Origin of the sequence: Actinoplanes sp. TFC3, from assembly GCF_001553785.1 — a bacterium.
Classification (GTDB): Bacteria; Actinomycetota; Actinomycetes; order Mycobacteriales; family Micromonosporaceae; genus Actinoplanes.
The window spans coordinates 17,052-36,933 of the sequence record NZ_LOJP01000001.1 but is presented as its reverse complement, the minus strand read 5'-3'; the positions used below and the strand labels follow the sequence as shown (position 1 = coordinate 36,933).

At 66.2% G+C, this 19,882-nt stretch carries 15 protein-coding genes; 10 read left to right on the top strand and 5 right to left on the bottom strand.

The genetic code is table 11. The features are described 5' to 3' along the window. Positions 1-461 precede the first annotated feature (461 nt). The 9 genes from rpmH (at position 462) to TFC3_RS35155 (ending at position 13,756) form a co-directional block, all read left to right on the top strand. Positions 462-599, top strand: a complete 138-nt coding sequence (rpmH, locus tag TFC3_RS00135) for a 50S ribosomal protein L34 (protein ID WP_067493886.1) — start codon at positions 462-464, stop codon at positions 597-599. A gap of 33 nt (positions 600-632) precedes the next feature. Beyond that, a complete protein-coding gene (rnpA, locus tag TFC3_RS00130; protein ID WP_067493883.1) occupies positions 633-989 on the top strand; it encodes a ribonuclease P protein component in 357 nt (118 codons plus the stop codon). Next, positions 986-1,243: a membrane protein insertion efficiency factor YidD gene (gene yidD, locus TFC3_RS35160; protein ID WP_236717904.1), complete on the top strand. Its 258-nt coding sequence runs from the start codon at positions 986-988 to the stop codon at positions 1,241-1,243. Before rnpA ends, yidD begins: the two co-directional genes overlap by 4 nt. 1 nt (position 1,244) lies before the next feature. After that, the gene (yidC, locus tag TFC3_RS00125) at positions 1,245-2,279 is read left to right on the top strand and encodes a membrane protein insertase YidC (RefSeq protein WP_067493880.1); all 1,035 of its coding nucleotides are present in this window, start codon (positions 1,245-1,247) and stop codon (positions 2,277-2,279) included. Positions 2,280-2,422: 143 nt separating this feature from the next. Continuing rightward, entirely contained in the window at positions 2,423-2,986 is a 564-nt protein-coding gene (locus tag TFC3_RS00120; protein WP_067493877.1) for a R3H domain-containing nucleic acid-binding protein, read from the top strand. Between the two features lie 326 nt (positions 2,987-3,312). After that, positions 3,313-4,080, top strand: coding sequence for a 16S rRNA (guanine(527)-N(7))-methyltransferase RsmG (gene rsmG / locus TFC3_RS00115; RefSeq protein ID WP_067493874.1), 768 nt, complete (start codon positions 3,313-3,315; stop codon positions 4,078-4,080). A 1,523-nt stretch (positions 4,081-5,603) separates the two neighbouring features. Continuing rightward, a complete protein-coding gene (locus TFC3_RS00110; protein ID WP_369819658.1) occupies positions 5,604-6,653 on the top strand; it encodes a ParA family protein in 1,050 nt (349 codons plus the stop codon). Then, positions 6,650-7,789: a ParB/RepB/Spo0J family partition protein gene (locus tag TFC3_RS00105; protein WP_067493870.1), complete on the top strand. Its 1,140-nt coding sequence runs from the start codon at positions 6,650-6,652 to the stop codon at positions 7,787-7,789. Before TFC3_RS00110 ends, TFC3_RS00105 begins: the two co-directional genes overlap by 4 nt. A gap of 4,914 nt (positions 7,790-12,703) precedes the next feature. Next, positions 12,704-13,756 (top strand): hypothetical protein, encoded by a 1,053-nt coding sequence (locus TFC3_RS35155; protein ID WP_082771778.1) that lies wholly within the window; start codon positions 12,704-12,706, stop codon positions 13,754-13,756. A 328-nt stretch (positions 13,757-14,084) separates the two neighbouring features. Here the strand turns inward: TFC3_RS35155 and TFC3_RS00095 are convergent, their stop codons facing one another. Together TFC3_RS00095 and TFC3_RS00090 are read right to left on the bottom strand one after the other, a co-directional pair. After that, positions 14,085-15,059 (bottom strand): D-alanine--D-alanine ligase, encoded by a 975-nt coding sequence (locus tag TFC3_RS00095; RefSeq protein ID WP_369819551.1) that lies wholly within the window; start codon positions 15,057-15,059, stop codon positions 14,085-14,087. Beyond that, positions 15,056-16,348, bottom strand: a complete 1,293-nt coding sequence (locus TFC3_RS00090) for a PLP-dependent aminotransferase family protein (RefSeq protein ID WP_067493865.1) — start codon at positions 16,346-16,348, stop codon at positions 15,056-15,058. The genes TFC3_RS00095 and TFC3_RS00090 overlap by 4 nt, the downstream gene beginning before the upstream one ends. 180 nt (positions 16,349-16,528) lie before the next feature. Here TFC3_RS00090 and TFC3_RS00085 point away from each other — a divergent pair, with 180 nt between their 5' ends. After that, on the top strand, positions 16,529-17,194 hold the full coding sequence (locus TFC3_RS00085) for a GNAT family N-acetyltransferase (protein ID WP_067493863.1): 666 nt from the start codon (positions 16,529-16,531) through the stop codon (positions 17,192-17,194). A 6-nt stretch (positions 17,195-17,200) separates the two neighbouring features. On the opposite strand, the gene TFC3_RS00080 is transcribed toward TFC3_RS00085, so the two are convergent. The 3 genes from TFC3_RS00080 to trxB all read right to left on the bottom strand — a co-directional run bounded on the left by TFC3_RS00080 (position 17,201) and on the right by trxB (position 19,819). Next, positions 17,201-18,355, bottom strand: coding sequence for an N-acetylmuramoyl-L-alanine amidase (locus tag TFC3_RS00080; RefSeq protein WP_067493860.1), 1,155 nt, complete (start codon positions 18,353-18,355; stop codon positions 17,201-17,203). A gap of 137 nt (positions 18,356-18,492) precedes the next feature. After that, on the bottom strand, positions 18,493-18,816 hold the full coding sequence (gene trxA / locus TFC3_RS00075; RefSeq protein ID WP_067493858.1) for a thioredoxin: 324 nt from the start codon (positions 18,814-18,816) through the stop codon (positions 18,493-18,495). Positions 18,817-18,859: 43 nt separating this feature from the next. Beyond that, positions 18,860-19,819 carry a thioredoxin-disulfide reductase gene (trxB, locus tag TFC3_RS00070; protein WP_067493856.1) on the bottom strand — a complete coding sequence of 320 codons (960 nt, stop codon included), beginning with the start codon at positions 19,817-19,819 and terminating at the stop codon, positions 18,860-18,862. Positions 19,820-19,882 lie beyond the last annotated feature (63 nt).

Genomic DNA, 19,882 nt, shown 5'->3' with positions numbered 1-19,882 from the left:
TCCACAGGTTATCCACAACCTGTGCACGCGTCGGCGGTCGCTCCCCGGCCGGATGGTCGGCAGACTTTCCCGGAGCCTGTGCTGGCGCGGTAGAACAGGCCCACCGTGCCGAACGATTCACTGCCTCGTCCGGTTCCTGTCCAGCCTTTCCGCCCAGTCCCCGGCGGCGGTTCTCGTGCACATCGCTGAAGACCAGCAAACGGGCACGCTAACAGCGCAGCCATCCCGGCATCAACCGGCGGTACCCACCCCAGGGCAGGCTTGGCACGAAAAGATTCACTCCGTGCGCACCAGCACCATCTCGAGTGACGGACGGTACCGCACGCGGCGCGCCGGATTCGGCGCACAGTTGACCAAGGGCGGGGCCCTGCGTAGGGTCGAACGGTTGCTCCGCCGCGCTCTGGTAAAGTGGCGTCTTGCAGCTTGATGCCCCCTGGACGTAGTACGAAGACGGAGTTGACGTGAGCAAGCGCACCTACCAGCCGAACAACCGCCGGCGCGCCAAGACCCACGGCTTCCGGCTGCGCATGCGCACCCGTGCCGGCCGTGCCATCCTTTCCGGCCGCCGCACCAAGGGTCGCGCCAAGCTGTCGGCCTGAGCCGACACTGGCGGGCCGGATGCCCAGGTAGTTGTGCTGGCCGCGGCGCAAAGACTGCGGCGTAGCAGCGACTTCGCCGCAGCGGTCCGTAGCGGCCGCCGAGCCGGTCGCGGCACCGTGGTCGTCCACCTGCTTCTCGACGAGCCGGCGCAAGCCCCCGAGGCACGCGCCGGCTTTGTCGTGTCCAAAGCAGTCGGCAACGCGGTGGTCCGCAACCAGGTCCGGCGCCGGCTCCGCCATCTCGTACGGTCGAGGCTGAGCGATCTCCCCGCGGGCACCTCTCTTGTGGTCCGGGCCCTGCCCGCAGCCGCCTCGGCGTCGTCCGACACGCTGGGCACCGACCTCGACGCGGCGCTGACAGCCGCTCGATCCTCCCGGCGGCGCCGGTGACACCCGTTGCCCGCCTGCTGACCCTTCCAATCGTCGCGTACCGTCGGTATGTGAGCCCGGCACTGCCGGCCCGCTGTCGGTTCTACCCATCGTGCAGCGCGTATGCCCAGGAGGCACTCGCGAAGCACGGCGCGATTCACGGAACCCGGCTGACGGTCTGGCGGCTGCTGCGGTGCCAACCTTTCCACCCCGGTGGGTACGACCCCGTGCCCGACCCGATCCGTCACCGTCCTGCCGATGTGACTGGAGCATGAATTGAGTCTCGACTGGATCTACTACGCGATTTCGTGGATCCTCCTGCGCTGGCATGCCCTCTGGGACGCGATCGGCATTCCTGACGGACCGGTGCTGGGCACCAACTGGGCCTGGATCCTCTCGATCGTCTTCCTCGTGGTGACGCTGCGCGTCATCCTTTTCCCGGTCTTCGTCAAGCAGATCAAGTCCCAGCGGGCCATGCAGGCGCTGCAGCCCAAGGTCAAGGAGCTGCAGGAGAAGCACAAGGGCGACCGCGAGACGCTCCAGAAAGAAATGATGGAGCTCTACAAGACCGAGAAGGCGAACCCGCTCATGGGGTGCCTTCCGATGTTCTTGCAGATTCCGGTCTTCCTGGGCCTCTTCCACGTGTTGAAGCGCCTCAACCCCGATAACCCGGGCAGGACGCTGTACGGCTGGACGGTCGACCAGTTCGACAGCGCCACCCACTCGGCGCTGTTCACGGTCCCGCTCCCGGCGAAGTTCGGCTCCACCGGCGCTGAGCTCTCTCAGCTCGGCTACACCGGCGGCTCGGCCACGGTGAAGATCATCGCCGGCGTGCTGGTGCTGACCATGATGGCGACCACGTACCTCACGAGCCGCCAGATGATCCTCAAGACCGGCTGGGCTGAGGACCCGCAGCAGAAGATGATCCAGCGCTTGATGCTGTACGGCATCCCGCTCTCGCTGCTGGTGTCCGGAACGCTGTTCCCCATCGGTGTGGTCATCTACTGGGTCACGAACAACGCGTTCAGCCTGGCGCAGCAGCAGTGGGTGCTGCGCAAGTTCCCGCCGCCGAAGACCGCCAACAGCAAGGCCGCCTCGGTTGCTGCCCGGCCCGCGACCGGCGCCGCCGCCGCGAAGAACGCCGGCAAGAACCCGGTGCAGCCCGCCCAGCGTGGTCTGTTCGGCCGCAAGCAAGCTGAGCCCGAGCCCACCGGCCCGGTAGTCGACACCAAGGCCCTGGCCCCCAAGCCCGGCGCCAAACCGGTGAACCCGAAGAAGGGCGCCCGACCGGCGACCAAACCCAAGGGATGACGGTGCAGCGGCCCGGCCTGAGAGCCGGGCCGCGCGCGGCCCTACGGGCGGCGACAAAGACTCCCCCGCGACGGCGATGGACCCCGCCGGCACGGGAAACAGCGGACCGCGCAGGTCCGGCCCGAGACAACGGAGATGAAACCGTGACCGACACCAGCACTCCCAGCACCGAGGAGACGGCCCCGGCCGTGACCGCGGAGTCAGCCGGTACCGAGGAGCCCAAGAAGTCGGAGACCGTGGCATCCGACTCCGACCTGTTCCGGCAGAGCGAAATCGCCGCCGACTACGTCGAAGGACTGCTCGACATCCTGGACTACGACGGCGACATCGACGAGCTCGTGTCGGCCGGTCGACCCATGGTCGAGGTCGTAGGCGGCCGCCTGCAGCCGCTCGTCGGCCAGCGCGGCGCCACGCTGGAGGCGCTCCAGGAACTCACCCGCCTCGCGATCTTCCGGGCCACGGGTTCGCCCAGCCGCCTCCTGCTCGACATCGGCGGCTACCGCGCCACCCGCCGCAAGGAACTCACAGCGGTAGCCCGTAACGCCGTCGAGAAGGTCAAGGAGCACGGCGACGCGGTCCGCCTCGAGCCGATGTCGGCTTTCGAGCGCAAGTGCGTCCACGATGTGGTCAACGCCATCCAGGGCGTGGAGAGCGAGTCGGAGGGCGTCGAGCCCAACCGTCGCATCGTGGTCCGGTCGGCCGGCTGACCAGCCCAATGACCAACCCACGCTCAGGCGAGGGACAGAACGGCCCGGGTGCTGAGCCCGGGCCGTCGCTGTCTTCTCCGGTACGTCCACAGCGCACCCCCGCGGTCAAGTCCGGTGGCCGCCGGGGCGGTGTGCCGTTGCGGGGCTTTCCTGGCCGCTCCGGTGCGGCCTCTCCTGCTGCGGCGTCCTTCGCGCCGGAGTCCTCAGACGCGGCGTCTTCCGTGCCCGAGGTCCCCGGGCCTTTGTCCGCGGTTCCTGAAGCCTCCCCGGCGCCCTCCGTTACAGAGTCTCCTGCGCCCGCGTCACCGTCCTCTTCCTCCGAGCGCGTGCCGGGCGAGTCTGCGTTTGCGCCCCCACCGGAATCCCTAGCGGCAGCGCAGCAGGTTTTCGGCGACCGCCTCGAGCTGGCCGGGCGCTACGCCCAGCTGCTGGTCACCGACGGCGTAGTGCGCGGTTTGATCGGTCCTCGTGAGGCTCCGCGCATCTGGGAACGCCACCTGATCAACTGCGGTGTTATGTCCGAAACAATCCCTTACGGTGCTTCGGTGATTGACGTGGGGTCTGGTGCCGGTTTGCCCGGTATCGTGCTCGCAGTGGCCCGGCCGGATCTGCGCATCACACTGGTCGAGCCACTGGCACGACGTACCGCATTCCTGTCCGAAGCGGTGACAACGCTCGACCTCGACCACGCTGTCACGGTCGTCCGGGGTCGCGCGGAAGACCTAGCCGGTGGGCCCCCCGCCCCCGTCGACGTCGTCACCGCCCGCGCAGTGGCACCCCTCGACCGGCTCGCCGGCTGGTGCCTCCCGCTTGCCGCGATTGGTGGCCGGCTGGTGGCCCTCAAAGGTGCCTCAGCCGCGGAAGAAGTGGCAGAGCACCGCGAGGCGATCAACCGGCTCGGCGGCGGGGATCCGGTAGTCCGGCTCTGCGGGGCCGGCGTGATCGACCCGCCCAGCACGGTCGTCGAGATCGTGCGGGAACGCGACGTCGTGGCACCACGGCCAGGGTTGTCCCAGCGGACGACCACCCCGGGCCGCTCCGCCGGCAACTCCGGCGGCCGCGGACCCGATAAGAGGAGATCGCGGAGGAACTGATGGCCAGGCGGGGCGCGCGGAAACGTACGGCAAAGCTTCCACGCACCACTCCCCCGCCCGGCAATCCTCAGCGGCTGTCCCTCGACGCCGCCGGCACCTCCGACCCGGATGCCGAGCTTTCTGGCAGTGAGCCTTCGGCGGGCAAGACCGCCGAAGCGGAATCGCGCAGGACCTTGGGTCCCGGACCTACCAGGCTTAGCTTGGGTTCGCATAGTGCAGGGATCCCGGAAGTCGGTTCGGCCGTAGGTGCCGAAGCCGGGCACGACGCGGTCAAGGATTCCGGCGCCCGGGGCGGTACGGCCTCGGGCTCAGCCGCCGGACTATATGGGGCCTCGGGTTCTATGGGCCGAACCAGCTCGACGGCGGGTGCCTCTGCCGGATCGGGCGCAGCTACCGGTTCCCACGCGGAGTCTCAACCCGCCGTAAGTCCCATGCTTGGAGGCATCCCCTTGGCCTTCGACGTGGATGTCCAAATTGGCTCGGCCGAAGGTACCGGTCCACTCCCCGCCCCTTGGTCGGATGCCACCTCTTCCTTCTCCAGCAGCGCTCGATTCGCCGAGCCGCACCTTGCCCTCGGAGTGCCGAACCCGACGCACACGCCCCAAAGCGTGCTCACCACCGAGCGTGCCTCTGCTCCGACCTCCGTCGAGGAAGCCGTTTCAGCCCCTTCCGTTAAAGGCGCCGATGATCGATCGCCTGCGCAGCACCCCCTACCCGGGGCGCCTTCGAAGGCTCTTTCGAGTGACCTCCCACACCGGACCCCCGCCAGCACTTCAGAAGGCGGCGTCGCAGGTTCTGGACTGCGGAGGTCGCCGTCGGAGGTTGGGTGGCCTTACGGGAGAATGATTCGGTACGGCGGTCGACTGCGGCTTGTAGCTGGATTCATGACCTTCGAGTCCGATAGTCGTCCGTCGGGCGCAACTCAACTGGCGGACAAGCGTGGCATGGCTCGCTCTACGGCCGTAGGCTGGCCGCGCGTCGATAGTGTGGGCCGGATGGCGGGCGCGGGTGACGCGCCGCCGCTTCCTGCCGGACCGCACGTTTGCGGTGCCGACTCCATCCAACCAGGCAGGGACAAAACGGTGCATGAGTATGGCAGGGGGCCCGACGGCGACTCTGGCTGGGACGGTGTTTCACGTGAAACCGAGCCCCATGCCGACCCCGATCGGAGCGTGAGCTTGACCGTGACCTTCAACAGTGGCGAACAGGGTGTTCCGCAGCCGCGAGCCGGCCAGGGGCAGGTGTACGGCACGCCGGTGAATGCGCCGGATGGGGGCACTGATGTACGGCGTCCAGCTCCGGCTCCGCGTTCGGCGCCGCCCGCTCCGGTAGCGGCCTCTGCTCCGGTCTCGGGTGCGGCTCCGGCTTCCGGGGGCGCACCGATTTCGGAGCGTCGGCCTGGGTTTGAAAGCACCGAAGCGGAGCCGGAGGCCGCCGCCGCGCGCGATTCGGATACGGCTTACACCTTGGCAGCCCCGGTTTCGGGTGCTGGAGCGGTAGGGGCGCAGAGCTCCGACCCGGGTATCGCTGCGGGTGGGTCTGGTTCGGGGGCTGTGGACGTACCCCCATCGGGGGCTTCGGAATCTGCCGTTGAGACGGCTCCGGATGGATATGCCGCTCAGCCGACCTCGGCGCCGGCGGATGAAAGCGATGGTTCGGCGGCGACCGAGCATGTTTCACGTGAAACGCCGACGCAGGATGAGGACGATCCACCCTTGGCCATGGAAGCGTTGCGAGCTGTGCAGATCCTCAACCCGAGCGGCGACATTCAGATGCCGCGACCCGATCACCCTCGGGTGCTGTGCGTCGCGAATCAGAAGGGCGGCGTCGGTAAGACGACGACGACGGTGAACCTCGCAGTTGCGCTCGCGCTGCACGGAAACCGGGTGCTGGTGGTCGACCTGGACCCGCAGGGCAACGCCTCGACCGGCCTCAACGTGCCGCATCACGCCGGCGTCCCTGATGTCTACAACTGCTTGATCGACAATGAGCCTCTGGCCGACGTCGCGCAGCAAGTCGAGGGCATCCCGAACCTCTTCTGCGTGCCGGCCACGATCGACCTCGCCGGCGCCGAGATCGAACTCGTATCGGTAGTAGCGCGTGAGTCCCGCCTCGCCCGTGCGATCGCCGCGCACCCGGAAAAGTTCGACTACGTCTTCATCGACTGCCCGCCCTCGCTCGGCCTGTTGACGGTCAACGCCCTTTGCGCGGCGCAGGAAGTGCTGATTCCGATCCAGTGCGAGTACTACGCGCTTGAGGGACTCAATCAACTGATCAACAACATCAATCTCGTACGGCAGCACCTCAACCCGACGCTCGACGTCTCGACGATCCTGCTGACCATGTACGACCGCCGGACCCGCCTTGCGGACGCCGTGGAGCAGGACGTGCGGAATCACTTCGGTTCCAAGGTGCTCGAGGCGGTGATTCCTCGAAATGTCCGTGTGTCGGAAGCACCAAGCTATGGCCAATCTGTGATGACCTACGATCCGGGTTCGCGGGGCGCCACGAGCTACTTCGAGGCTGCGCTGGAGATTGCGATGCGCGGGGTCAACACGGGAGGCACGGCATGAAGAACCGTCCACGGGGTGGCCTCGGCCGCGGATTGGGGGCGCTGATTCCGACAGCGCCGCCAGCACCAGCTACACCCCCGGCAGCCGCTCCAGCCCCGCCCGCGACTGCTCCAACGCCTGCGGTGCCTGCCTCTGAGGTGCCTGGGCCTGCGAGGCCTGCACCGTCTGAGCCGCCTGCGGATTCTGGGTCTCGTGCGGACTCTGAGTCTCCTGCCGACTCTGCTTCGCCCGCGGGTTCGGGGTCTCCTGCGCCTTCGGATGCGGGCGCTGTAGCCGAGGCGGTTCCTTCGGAAGGGCTTGCGCCGGTGCCGGGGGCGCGGTTCGCGGAACTTCCGGTCACGGCGATCGTGCCCAACTCCAAGCAGCCTCGTCACGTGTTCGATGAGGAGGCGCTGGAAGAGCTGAAGACGTCCATCCAGGAGGTCGGGTTCCTCCAGCCCATCGTCGTACGAGATGCCGGCGACGGTACGTACGAGCTGGTTATGGGTGAACGTCGGTGGCGAGCAGCCCAGGCAGTTGGCAAGGAAACCATCCCCGCGATCGTCCGCGAAACTCGCGACGACGCCATGCTCCGCGACGCCCTGCTGGAAAACATCCACCGCGCCAACCTCAACCCGCTGGAAGAGGCGGCCGCGTACCAGCAGCTTCTTGAGGAGTTCGGTGCCACCCACGAGGAGCTAGCGCGGCGCATCGGCCGGAGCCGCCCGCAGATCTCGAACACCATTAGGCTGTTGAACCTGCCGTCGCCGGTGCAGCGCCGGGTGGCCGCTGGCGTTCTGTCGGCCGGACATGCACGGGCACTGCTCAGCCTCGACGACCATGACGCGCAGGAGAAACTCGCGCTCCGAATCGTGGCTGAGGGCCTTTCGGTACGCGCAACCGAGGAACTCGTAAGCCTCGCGATCGCCGACGGCCCAGCCAAGAAGGCGGCTCCCACCCGACGGGCCAAGGTCCACGCCCCGGCCCTGAACGACCTGGCCGACCGGCTGTCGGACCGCTTCGATACCCGGGTCAAGGTCGACATCGGCCGGAACAAAGGCAAAATCACCATCGAGTTCGCAACAGTGGACGACCTCGAACGCATCGTCGGCATGATCGGCGTGGAGGAAGAGGGCGCGGGGTCCCCTGCTGAATAGGTTCGATCATCAGCGATGAGCGACAGGCACGTGATGCGGCGGATCACGTGCCTTTTCCTTGCTCTCGCTTGGGTCGCGGTATGTCAGTTGTGGACGAGTGCTCGCTGTCGTCCTCGTTTGGTTCTTCGTCCGTCCTGCTTTGCGCCTAGCTGCTTGGGTTCCTCAGAGAACCGACATGGGCGTTCGTGTTTGAGCGCGGTCTCTTCACTTGGCGGGTTGTCGGTGTCCTCTCCGCTCAGGCCTTTTCTCAAATTTCGCTAGCTCGGTTGATACTCCGCGGTTGGGCCGGCCGGGGTCGTCTTCGGTTTGACCGTTGTAGAGGTTGGCCTGCAGGTTCCTGGTTTTGGCCTTTTCGTGTGGCGGGGAAGACAGATCACTTGGGGCGTCGAACATCATCGCGCCCCAGGGTCAGCTCGGTTGACCCAGATTTTGGTTAGCTAGTTGCTCAAGAGTCGGCGCTCTTGGCGGCGCCTTCGTCTGGGCTTGGACTACCCTCGCTCCGGAGTGGCTGCTTTGTTCGGGGTGGCGGCTTCGCCCGGGTGTGGCAGCTTTGCGCCCCGGGGGTGGTGGCTTCGCTCGGTGGTGGCTTCGCTCGGGTGGTGGTTGGCTCGGTGGGGGGGTTGGTTCGGGTGGCGGTTGGCTTCGCGGCTGCAGCCACGTCGCGTAACGTCGAGGACCGGTGGAGCCGCATAGCAGCCTAGGGATGGGTCAACCCAACGTTGCGAGGGACTTACATTACGACGACTAATGTGACTAGCCCTCATCCCTGGGCGAGATTTCGGTTCTGTCAGAACGATTCTCCTGGGATTTCTGATCTCCAAGAGTTGGAGTTGGCCCGGTTCGGAAAGCCCCTTTTCGCCTGCTTTGACTCACCGGTTGTTTAGTGAAATCCATTGGACGCGGAGAAGCCGACTTGGGACCTACTTTATTGGCCGATAACGAACCCACCTCGTGACATAGCAATGTAGATACCTTTGGGTTTGGGCGCAGCCTGTCATCGCCTCACCCGCGCAGATCTACCCGGGCTCTGATGCTGGTCTCTTAGCTAAGCAAGAAGACCGTCCCGAACAAACCGCGTCGAGTTGCCCTATGCGAGCATGCCGGAAAGATCACTGACCGCTGGCGGTCAGCCGCCTTTCCTTCGCCAGTCCGCGACGTTCGATATCGGCAGCGGGCGTGGTAGCGCAGCGTTAATCGAGGGCAAGTGTCGATGCTGACCGCTGGGTCCTATCGCAGAGCTATCAGCTGAGTCGCTGTCTGCGAGGGTGCCTTCGTTGATAGGTCGAGCGTTGTCCAGCTAACGATGGTGCTCCGCCTTCACTCTCTCTTCAAAGTGGTTAGGCGGGTCCGCTCCTCAAGCCGGCCGCTGGACTCAGCCCAGGTTGGTAGGCGCCATGCCATGAACCCTTGCACGACCCCGCTGTATCCCCACCCCTTATCTGTCGCGAAGAGCCCCGACACTCGATCGCGCGGTCTGTCGGACTAGCCATCGATGGCACCCCACCGCTCTAGCCAACCCGCTCCAGCACAAGCTTCACCTACGCTTCAGGAGCTTGAGTCGCGGAACTGCATCCGGTGGTCAGCTCGGTTTCCCTAAGCAGCCCACCTCCTCCAAGTCCTCTCCCTCGCTCTTAGGGGGATGAGCGGTCTTCTTCAATCTATAAACGCATGCCTCTCCGAACCATTCAAATGGCTGTGACTCCTTGGTTTCACGTGAAACAGCCCCTACGCTTTCGGAGCCCGGAGCCCGGAGCCCGGAGCCCGGAGCCCGGAGCCCGGAGCCCGGAGCCCGGAGCCCGGAGCCCGGAGCCCGGAGCCCGGAGCCCGGAGCCCGGTTTCACGTGAAACGAGAACACGTCCAGTGGGTGGCTCGGCGGGTGGGCATGCGCCGCCGAAGTCTTACGTTATTTCGAGAAGCGCACACTCGCAGGCGGGCTCGAATGGCGCCAGTTGACCGATCTCCTTCCTTGACGTCTAACGAATTGCTCGTGCTTCTCGAGGGCCGAGGGCGCGGGGCATCCACGTCCAGCACACCACGGGCGCGCAGGCCTATGCCGCCACCTCCAAAGCGGCCGCCTAACCGAACGCGCAAGCTCATTTGTTCGTCGAACTCCGCAGCCTCTCGAAATCTGCGAACGAACAGTCGTCACCAGATTGATAAGGGCACACGTACACCATCCGACACGTGACCCGCTTGTAGCAATCGGGCCCGCCCTGACGAGCGAGGCAGCCCTGTCCCGTTTCACGTGAAACGGCCGTCGACACCGGCGGGCACGACCGGCCAGGCCGAGCTCCTGCCCATCGGTGACGTCCACTACGGGCGTAGGCGAAGAAGCGGCTAAAAAGTCGGAACAGCGTGCTCTGGATCCTTGCGTCCGCTGACCGCCACCGTAAGCATCACCGGAACCCAGTTGCGATGAGAGCCGGTCAACGGGTTATCTCGTTCTGCGCGTCATCCATAGACAGCCGGAACGAACGACCGGTTAGGGATTCGGGGTGGTTGCCCCCTTTAAACCAGGAGATGGTTAAAGGGCGGTGCCTCATCAGAACCCCTCTGCGAGCACGGCGGCCCCACGGCCACTCGTTCACCAAGCCACCAGGGCCCCCGCTGAGAACCCTGGAGCCCCGCCGGCTCGGGACCAAGTCGGGTCGGCGGATCATGAGTCCGACCGAAAGTTCGTTGAAGCGTTCACCTCGTGTGCGATCAGCAGGTCGCCGGGAAGAAGCCTCGTCTGATGCGCGATCTCGAACCTACATACGAGGTAACGGCAATTGAGGAACTGGCCGAAGGAGTGCTGGCAACCCCGGTCGTTCGGCGCGGCATTCCTAGGCCGTCAAGCAGCTTCATTGGGTAGTACGCACGACCTCTACGACGGGCGGCTGCACAAGGATCGGAGCGACTAAGGCGGCCCGGTGGATCCAATGCCAAGGGATCAGAGATTCTCTCGGCGGAGGATGGTGAACCTCGTATTCGAATCCTAGGTTTGCCTATGCCAACTCGACCCTCGATGCGTGGCAGCCACGTCGTTGACTAATGACTATTCGGCCGTACATCCGACCGCGCAAGAGCAGTTAGGTACAGGCCCCCAAACTGAACTAACCAGGGACGCGCCAACTTGGCCGTCTATAACGCCCTGCCGAGTCGGCGGCGCCCGAGGCCGGGATCGCTTTCCGGTGGCCGAGGTTCTAGGAAGGAACGGCGGTAAGAGGCGCGCCGGATCTGCAAAGGCCGGCGGCAAGAGACGACCGATTCTTCAAGGGAAGCTCCGACTAGGACACAGCCCTGACGAAGTACGCGGTGGATGTGACTCCGTTGCGGGATGGCCATCTGCGGTGACGGCGACCGGTACCCCATATCGCCCACGAGCTGGCGTGAACTTTCGGAGGGACATCTCGATCGCCGAGACGGGCAAGAGGCCGCGGGGCACACCACGAGTGGCTCGATCGCTCGCCGCGATGGTTGCCTCCCACACCCCGCTTACCGACGCCTCCTTTGAGCGCCGTGAACAGGGTTGGCACAGAGGGATGCACGGCGCATTGTCGACGCCCTGGAGCGACGGTTGGGGGGCACTTAGAGCGCCGGACCCACAACCGCGTGGCCATCACCGCCGACTACCGAAGCACACCCGACAATGCTCCGCACTCTCTGCGGGGTACGGCTGAGAGGTTGAGCGGTAACCCCCTCAACCCGTCACGCGGACGAGTGGGAGGAGTAACCCTGGCTTGGCTTGAACCATGGGACAAGGATTTCGTATGCATGCGCCGCCAGACCGGCCGACCTGAAGCTCCATGACAAGGCAAGTCCAAGAAATACTTGAACCGGCCCTGTGGTGACCACTCCTCGGGAACGGGCCCAGCGACTGGGAGATGAACGGGCCCAGCGACTGGGAGACCGACGGTAAGCCCGGAGACGAACAGTGAGCCACAAAGACGGACGGCAACTCAGGCCCACTGGCGGTCATGCAGGTCGACCTTCAAAGAGTCGGGGCATGACCGAGCAGAAACACGGCTGTGATGAGGCGGTGAGGTCAGGGTTCCAGTTGTCGAACATCTCAAGGCGAAGCTGGCAAAAACAGCGTCGACACGATCGCAGTTGTGGCCATAAGCCCCCTGACACCCACCCTAGAGCAGCGATGACCGCGGGCGGACGTCCCAGGGCTGACGAAGGTGTCACCTTGTGAAGAGAGCGCCAACCCGGATCAGAGTCCATCCGGGCTGGTGGCCGGAAGTCGGCACCAACGCGGCGCCCATACCGCCGGCATAGCTGATTAGCCTCTCCCCCCACCTAGCCGTCCCAGCCTGAACGCCAAACTCCCCCGACTTACGTCTTTGAGACCACTGCCTACGTAGCCCGCCCATTGCATGCCGCTAGGCCATCCAGATGCCTTAGCTGAAGCTGTAGCGGGACTAAGCATGGGAACCGCCGTAGCATCACCTCGAACCTAATTGCGGTAGCAGCTCGTACGCTTACCTGCCATCGACCTAGCAGTAGGAGCAACGAACGCTGCTAAGCAATCTTGGGCACGCAACGAGTAAGTGAGCATCTCTCACGAGCTACGAGCAAGGTCTTCATCTACGAAAGTGGCGGGCACTAAGCGCCAAGGCATTGGTGAGAAGCACTATCCACAACCTGTGCGCAACGCTTGTTGACGACGGTCTGCCCGCCGTTTCACGTGAAACAGGGCCAATGGACCAGAGTTGTGCACGGCAGTATCCACAGGGTGCGCAGCGCTGCGACGTCGTGTTTCACGTGAAACGGCGGCACCTGTGGATAACTTCTGTGGATAACTTTGGACTGTGGGTGGGCACCTACCCGCGGTGATCACGTCCGGTCTTGCTTGACGATTAGCTAGTTGTCCACAGGCGGAAAATTGACCCACGACATGGCCGTCTACCTGCACTAGGGTCAGCGTCGTGCTCGACGAAACGCATCCACTTCCCGACTTCACCCGCTGGCCGTCCTTCCCGTTCGAAGGCGACATGCGCGTCAAGCCCCTTCACCCGCCCGTGGATGTCGAGCCGGCTCGCAGTGGTGAGGACCCCGCCGACTGTGTCGCCTGCAACACGCCCGATGACTCGTACATCTGGGTCAGCGAACGGTGGCGGGTCCGCGGCTTGGACCGTCCGACTGGCCTGCCGATCGTCCTGATCCTTGAGTGCCGCTCGCATCTCGATCTTGGAGATTTGCCCAATCTTCTGGCGGCAGAGCTGGGAGTTATGACGGTACGACTAGAGCGCGCCATCCGTTCCCTCGACGGTGTCGCCAGGGTCCATGTGAACCGGTGGGGCGACGGCTCAGCCCACCTCCACATGTGGTTCCTCGCCCGCCCTCAAGGCCAGCTCCAACTGCGCGGAACGTTCCTCTCCCTGTGGGACGACATCCTCCCCGTCATCCCCGAAGAGCAGTGGCTCGACAACCTAGCCCTCGTGGCCGCCTGGTTAGCAGGGTTCGGCGGCCGAGCAATCGCCGAGCCAGCCCATATCCAATGGGAATCCCCGGCGACCTTCGACATCAACCCGCCAGCCCCCGCTGGCCCATCACCCGCCGATACCCGAGGAGCTCCTGCCGCCTCGGCGGCCATGGACGACCCCGCGACTTCGGCCAGCTCCTCAGCAACCGGCTTGCCAGCGACAGTAGCCGTCCATCACGCAGGTCCCGACGCCATCAAGGACGTCGTCGACAGCAGCCGGGAGAACAACGAAGCTGTAAGCGGTTGGGGCTCGGTGTACGCCTCAGCAAGCCAGCGCCCTGAACCCGCCGATGCGCCGGAACCCTCAGAAACCCCCGAGGCGACAACGGCGTCGGCTGAGGAAGCCGCGACGGCGGCGAACGACGAAGACACTCACGACCTCAGGAGCAGGGCGACTGCTCATCCCGGCGAGAAACATTCAACAGCCGCTAGCGGGCCGACTACGCATGTCCGCGAGGACACCCAAGGTCCCAGCCCTGAGGACGCTACAAGCTAAGACTGTAGTGACGCGCAAGCCTGCGACGGAGAAACCGCGGAACCCATGAACGCGGGGACTGGAGCCGCGGAGCCGCGGGGACTGCATTGGCGTCAAAGCTGTGGCACGGAACGCGGCAGCCGGCGACTGGCGAGGTCGGACGCAAGCCAGGCGGCGATCGCGCGAGCGAAGTCCACAGGCCGACGTTCACCTGGTCGTGAAGTGCACAAAGGCAACAGCGAGCCCCACAGCAGAAGCCGGTCCCACGGCAAGACGCAGCAAAGCCCCGATCCGCCGTTCCAAGGCCACCCAGCTCACGCTTCAAACAGCCCCAGCCGAGCGCAACCTCCTACCAGGCCCCCCGCTCCACGGCCAGCCGAACCAATTCCCCCAGCACCTTCCCGAACTCCAACCCCCCGGCCTGAACAGCCAAAGGCAGCAGCGAAGTCTCAGTCATCCCCGGCGATACATTCACCCCGAGCACGTGCGGCTCCCCCTCCGCGTCCACGATCAGGTCGACCCGGGCCAGATCCTTCAACCCCAGCGCCCGGTACGCACCCAGCGCCCGCCCAGCCACAGCCGAAGCAATCGCTGCCGGCAGTCGCGCCGGGGTATGCCACGTTGTCAGGCCGGCCGTGTACCGGGCCGCGTAGTCGTACACCCCGTTGCGCGGCACGATCTCTACGGCCGGGAGGGTGAACGGGCCCTCCCCCAGGTCGAGTACCGACACTGCCACGGACGTCCCGGTCACGTACTTTTCCACCAGGGCCGTGGAGTCGTAGGCGAAGCAGCTGACCATGGCGGCCGACAACGCGGTGGACTCGCGGACCACCGATGCACCTAGCCCTGAGCCGCCTTGAGCCGGCTTGACCATCAGCGGCAAGCCGAGGCGCTCCTCGATGCGGGCCAGCACTGCCACAGCCCCGAGCTCGGAGAATCGATCGTGGGGCAGGGCTACCCAGTCTGGTGTGAGGATTCCCTCTTCCCTCAGTCTGGACTTGGCTGACGGCTTGTCCCAAGCGAGGCGGGCTGCCGCGGCTGGGGAGCCGACGTAGGGGATGCCGCAGAGGTCGAGCACGCCGCGCAGCGAGCCATCCTCCCCGGTTGCACCGTGCAGGGCGATGACCACCGCGTCTGGGGGGTCCTCCTGAAGCGTGGGCAGCAGGGCGACGTCGGCGTCCCGAAGTTCTGCGGACAGGCCGGTGGCGCGTAAGGCGTCCAGGACGCGGCGGCCGGAGCGCAGGGATACGTCGCGTTCGTAGGAGAGGCCGCCGGCCAGGACGAGGATGTGTGGCTCTGTGGACGTACCCATGGAATTGATCATGCCAAGTCGGGGCCGGGGGTGTCCGCGGCGGCCGGACCACGACGGCGCTGGGGGGTGGTTGGGCCGAAGACCGCGCGCAGGGCTAGTTCCTGCTCCATCACGCCGGCGAGCCTGCGGATGCCTTCGCGGATGCGGTCGGGCGGCGGGAAGGAGAAGTTGAGCCGCATGTTGCTCGTGCCGGTGCCGTCGGCATAGAACCCGGTGCCGGGCACATAGGCAACCCTGGCGGCGATCGCGCGCGGCATCATGGCCTTGGAGTCCAAGCCATCAGGAATGGTCGCCCAGACGAACAGGCCACCGTTGGGACGGGTCCAGGTGGTGCCTGCGGGCATGAGGTCGCGCAGAGCATCAAGCATGGCGTCGCGCCGGTCCCGATAGATTTCCCGATACGTTTTCAGCTGCTCCCGCCACGGCATCGTCGCCAGATATTGCGTCACGGCGGACTGCGCGAACGCGCTCGGGCACAGGATGTTCGCCTCGGAAGCCATGACCAGCTTCTCGCGTACGGCATGAGGGGCCAGAATCCAGCCGACCCGCAGCCCCGGCGCAAACGTCTTGGAGAAGGTGCTCAGGTAGAACACGCCTTCCCGGCGCCGGGCCCGCAGCGGACGCGGGGTCTCCCCTTCGAAGCTGAGCATGCCGTACGGATCGTCCTCGACCACCAGCAGCCCGTGCCGCTCGCAGATGTCGAGCACCTGCTCGCGGCGTTCCTCGGTCAGCGTGACACCGGCCGGGTTCTGGTACGTCGGAATCGTGTACAGGAACTTCGCCCGGCCCCCGGTGGCCACGATGGCCTCCTCGAGTGCTGCCGGGATCAGGCCGTCCGCGTCCATTGCCACGTGCCGGACCTGTGCCTGGGCAGCTTGGAACACGCCGAGTGCGCCGACGTAGGTCGGCCCCTCGGCGAGCACCACGTCACCCGGGTCCAGGAACAGCCGTGCCACCAGGTCGAGCGCCTGCTGACCGCCGACGGTCACCACCACGTCATCCGGCGACGCACCGGTGATGCCGGACAGCTCCATGACCTGACAGATGTGCTCGCGAAGCTCGATGGTGCCCTGGCCGATGCCGTACTGCAGGCTCGTGGTGCCCAGGTCGGCCCCGACCTTGTTCATCATCTCGCCCACCGCGTCCAGCGGCAGCGCAGCGATGTAGGGCTGGCCGCCGGCCAGCGACACCACCTCGGGACGGCTGGCCACGGCGAACAGGGCGCGGATCTCGGAGGTGGTCATCCCCCGTACGCGCCGCGCGTAGCGGTCGGTGTAATCGTCTTGAGTCGTGCCGGTCATGCGGCTTCACCCCTCGATGCGGCTGGTCACAAGTGGGGTCCATGCTAGACGCGTCCGACCATGTGCCAACGGGGTTGACCACCGAGCGGGACACCCGGCCGAGTCCGATCCGCTGCCGTTCACGGCGATTGCGGCGTAGGATCCACTGCGAAAATCCACACCTTCTCAAGGGGCCCGCCGATGTCGCGACGCCTGGTCAACCTGACCCTCGACACCCTCGAGGACCTGCCCCGGCCCTGCCGCGGGTGCGTCTACTGGGAGCTCGATCCGGTATCCGCCGAGCGCGCCTGCGCCTCCGGCGACCCGGGTTTGGAGAAGGAGGCCTGGGTCTCGCAGACCCTGCTGGAGTGGGGTTCCTGCGGCAAGCTGGCCTACGTCGACGGCATGCCGGCCGGGTTCGTCATGTTCGCACCGCCGGCCTACGTGCCGCGGTCCATGGCGTTCCCCACCTCACCGGTCAGCGCCGATGCCGCTCTGCTGATGATCGCGCATGTGGTGCCGGCGTTCGCCGGTGGCGGGCTGGGCCGGATGCTCGTGCAGGGCGTGGCCCGCGACCTGACCAAGCGCGGCATCAAGGCCATCGAGGCGTTCGGCGACCAGAAGTTCGGCGAGGCCGGCGAGGGCGAGGAAGGCTGCGTCGCGCCTGTCGACTTCTTCCTGTCGGTCGGCTTCAAGACAGTCCGGCCGCACCCGCGTTATCCCCGCCTGCGGCTGGAGCTGCGCACCGCCCTGTCCTGGAAGTCCGACGTCGAATACGCGTTGGAGAAGCTGCTCGGCTCGATGAGCCCGGAGACGTTGCTGCGACCGGTGCGCCCGGTCACAGCAACGACGTCAACGGAGAGCTAGCCGCCGTCAGGCGTTGCGAGACGCAAGCGCCAGACGCAGCTGGCGCACGTCGATCGAACCCGTGGGCACATCGGCCTCCACCGGGAAGTACATGCGCTGGACGGCGGCCAGGACGGCCTCGACGATCTGCTCGCGGAACAGTGGATCCACCAGCCGCTCGCGGTCCACGGGCGACGACAGATAACCGAGATCCACCCGTACGGCGGGCATGCGCGTCAGCCGCAACAACTCCCACGTCTTGGCGTGGATCCGGCAGTCCCGCATGCCCGTGCGCACGACGACTTCGCGCTGCACCAGGTTGGCCAGCCGCTCCCCCACTGTCGAGGTGAGCCCGTTGCCGGTGCCGTAGTGGTAGGTCGCCACACCATCGGCGGCCGGGGTCTCCTGGCCGTCCAGGTGCAGCGAGATGAGCAGGTCGGCGCCGAGGCTGTTGGCCAGCGCAGCGCGCTCCTGCCCGGTCATCGACGGCTGGGCAGGAGCCGGGCCGCGGGTCAGGTGCACGCGCATCCCGGCCGCGGCGAGCCGGCCCTCAAGCCGGGTGGCGATGTCGAACACCAGGTCCGCCTCGGTCCACCGCAGCTGCCCGTCGGGTACGACCACGCCCAGGTCGTCGGCGCCGCCGTGACCCGGGTCGATCACAATCGTCTTGCCGACCAGGCTGGAGCCGGACTGGCGGAACGCCTCGGCCTCGCGCAGCCAGTTGGGGCGGCCGCCGACCACCTTGCGGCCGAGCCGGCGCAGCGCCTTCATCGTGTTCGGGCCGCATGAGCCGTCCGGGATGAGGCCCACCTCGCGCTGGAACTGGGCGACCGCGCGAGCCGTGCGCGGGCCGTAGATGCCGTCCGCCCGCCCGGTGTCAAAGCCCATCTCGAGCAGCCGCTCCTGCAGCGTGCGCACGTCCTCGCCGACCAGGAAGGTGGGCACCGAGTGGAACAGCGTGCGAGCGCCGAGCTTCCAGCGGGCGCCGTCCAGCGCCGACCAGGTCTCCGTGCCGACCAGCCCGTCCACGCCGAGGCCGCGGCTCTGCTGGAACGCGCGGACCGCGGTCTCGGTGGCGTCGTCGAAGTCGGTCCCGCCATCGGCCAGCAGCTCCAGATCCACCAGGATCGACCGGATCTCCTCGACGGCCGGACCGGTGTCTCCACGTCGGATCGATCGCACGCGCGGCTCCTAAGAACTGAGGGGGACGTACCAGGGGCAACTCACGGGAGCGTACTCCGTGGTGGGAAGCACGGCTTTAGCGCCGCAAAGGACAACGCCTCGCACCCGTGCGGATGCGAGGCGTTGCGTGAAGCTGCTTACAGGGCCGACTCGATGAAGTTCACCAGGGCACCCTTGGGCTTGGCGCCGGCCACGGAGTTGACCGGCTCGCCGCCCTTGAACAGGGTCAGCGTCGGCACGGACATCACCCGGTAGGCGCGGGCGGTCTCCGGGTTCTCATCGATGTTGAGCTTGACGATCTCCACCTTGTCGCCCATTTCCTTGGCGATCTCGGCGAGCAGCGGGTCGACCTTCTTGCACGGCGCGCACCATTCGGCCCAGAAGTCGACAAGGACCACCTTGTCGGACTGCAGCACGTCACTCGTAAAGGTGGCGTCGGTGACGGCCTTGGTTGCTCCCACTAGGACCTCCTGGTTGGACTGCTCTGCCGGTGTTCCTACAGCTTTAGAGTTCGACGAACGAGGCGATGAAGCGCTCGGCGTCCAGGGCGGCGGAACAGCCGGTGCCCGACGCCGTGATGGCTTGACGGTAGGTGTGGTCGACCAGGTCACCCGCGGCGAACACGCCGGGCACGTTGGTGCGGGTGCTCGGGGCGTCGACCTTGACGTAGCCCTCATCGTCCAGCTCGACCTGGCCCTTGAAGAGCTCGCTGCGCGGGTCGTGGCCGATCGCGACGAACACGCCGGTCACGTCGAGCACCTTGGTCTCGCCGGTCTTGAGGTTCTTGATCCGCGCGCCGGAGACCTTGCCGTCCTCGCCGAGGATCTCCTCGACGGCGGAGTCCCACTCGACCTTGATCTTCTCGTTGTTCAGCGCGCGAAGCTGCATGACCTTGCTCGCCCGGAACGAGTCGCGGCGGTGCACGATCGTCACGGTCTCGGCGAAGCGGGTCAGGAAGGTGGCCTCTTCCATCGCGGAGTCGCCACCGCCGACCACGATGATGTGCTGGTTGCGGAAGAAGAAGCCGTCACAGGTGGCACACGACGAGACGCCGTGGCCCAGCAGCTCCTGCTCGCCGGGGATGCCCAGCGGCCGCCACGCGGAACCGGTGGACAGGATCACCGCGCGGGCGAAGTATTCCTTCTCGCCCACCCAGACAGTCTTGAGGCCTTCGGTGCCGGCCTCGGTCGGCTTGTCGCCGAGCTCGACGCGGGTGACGTCATCGGTAATGAACTCGGCGCCGAACTTCTCGGCCTGCGCGCGCATGTTGTCCATCAGCTCGGGACCCATGATCCCGTCGCGGTGCCCAGGGAAGTTCTCGACCTCGGTCGTGGTCATCAGCGCACCACCGGACTGGACGCCCTCGATGACCAGCGGCTTCAGATTCGCGCGAGCCGCGTACAGCGCCGCGGTGTAACCGGACGGCCCCGAGCCGATGATGATCAGATTGCGGACCTCGTCCACTGCCGACTCCTCAGTCTGGTTCGCCGTGATCCGGCGACATCGCACGCTAGAACGCCATGGTAG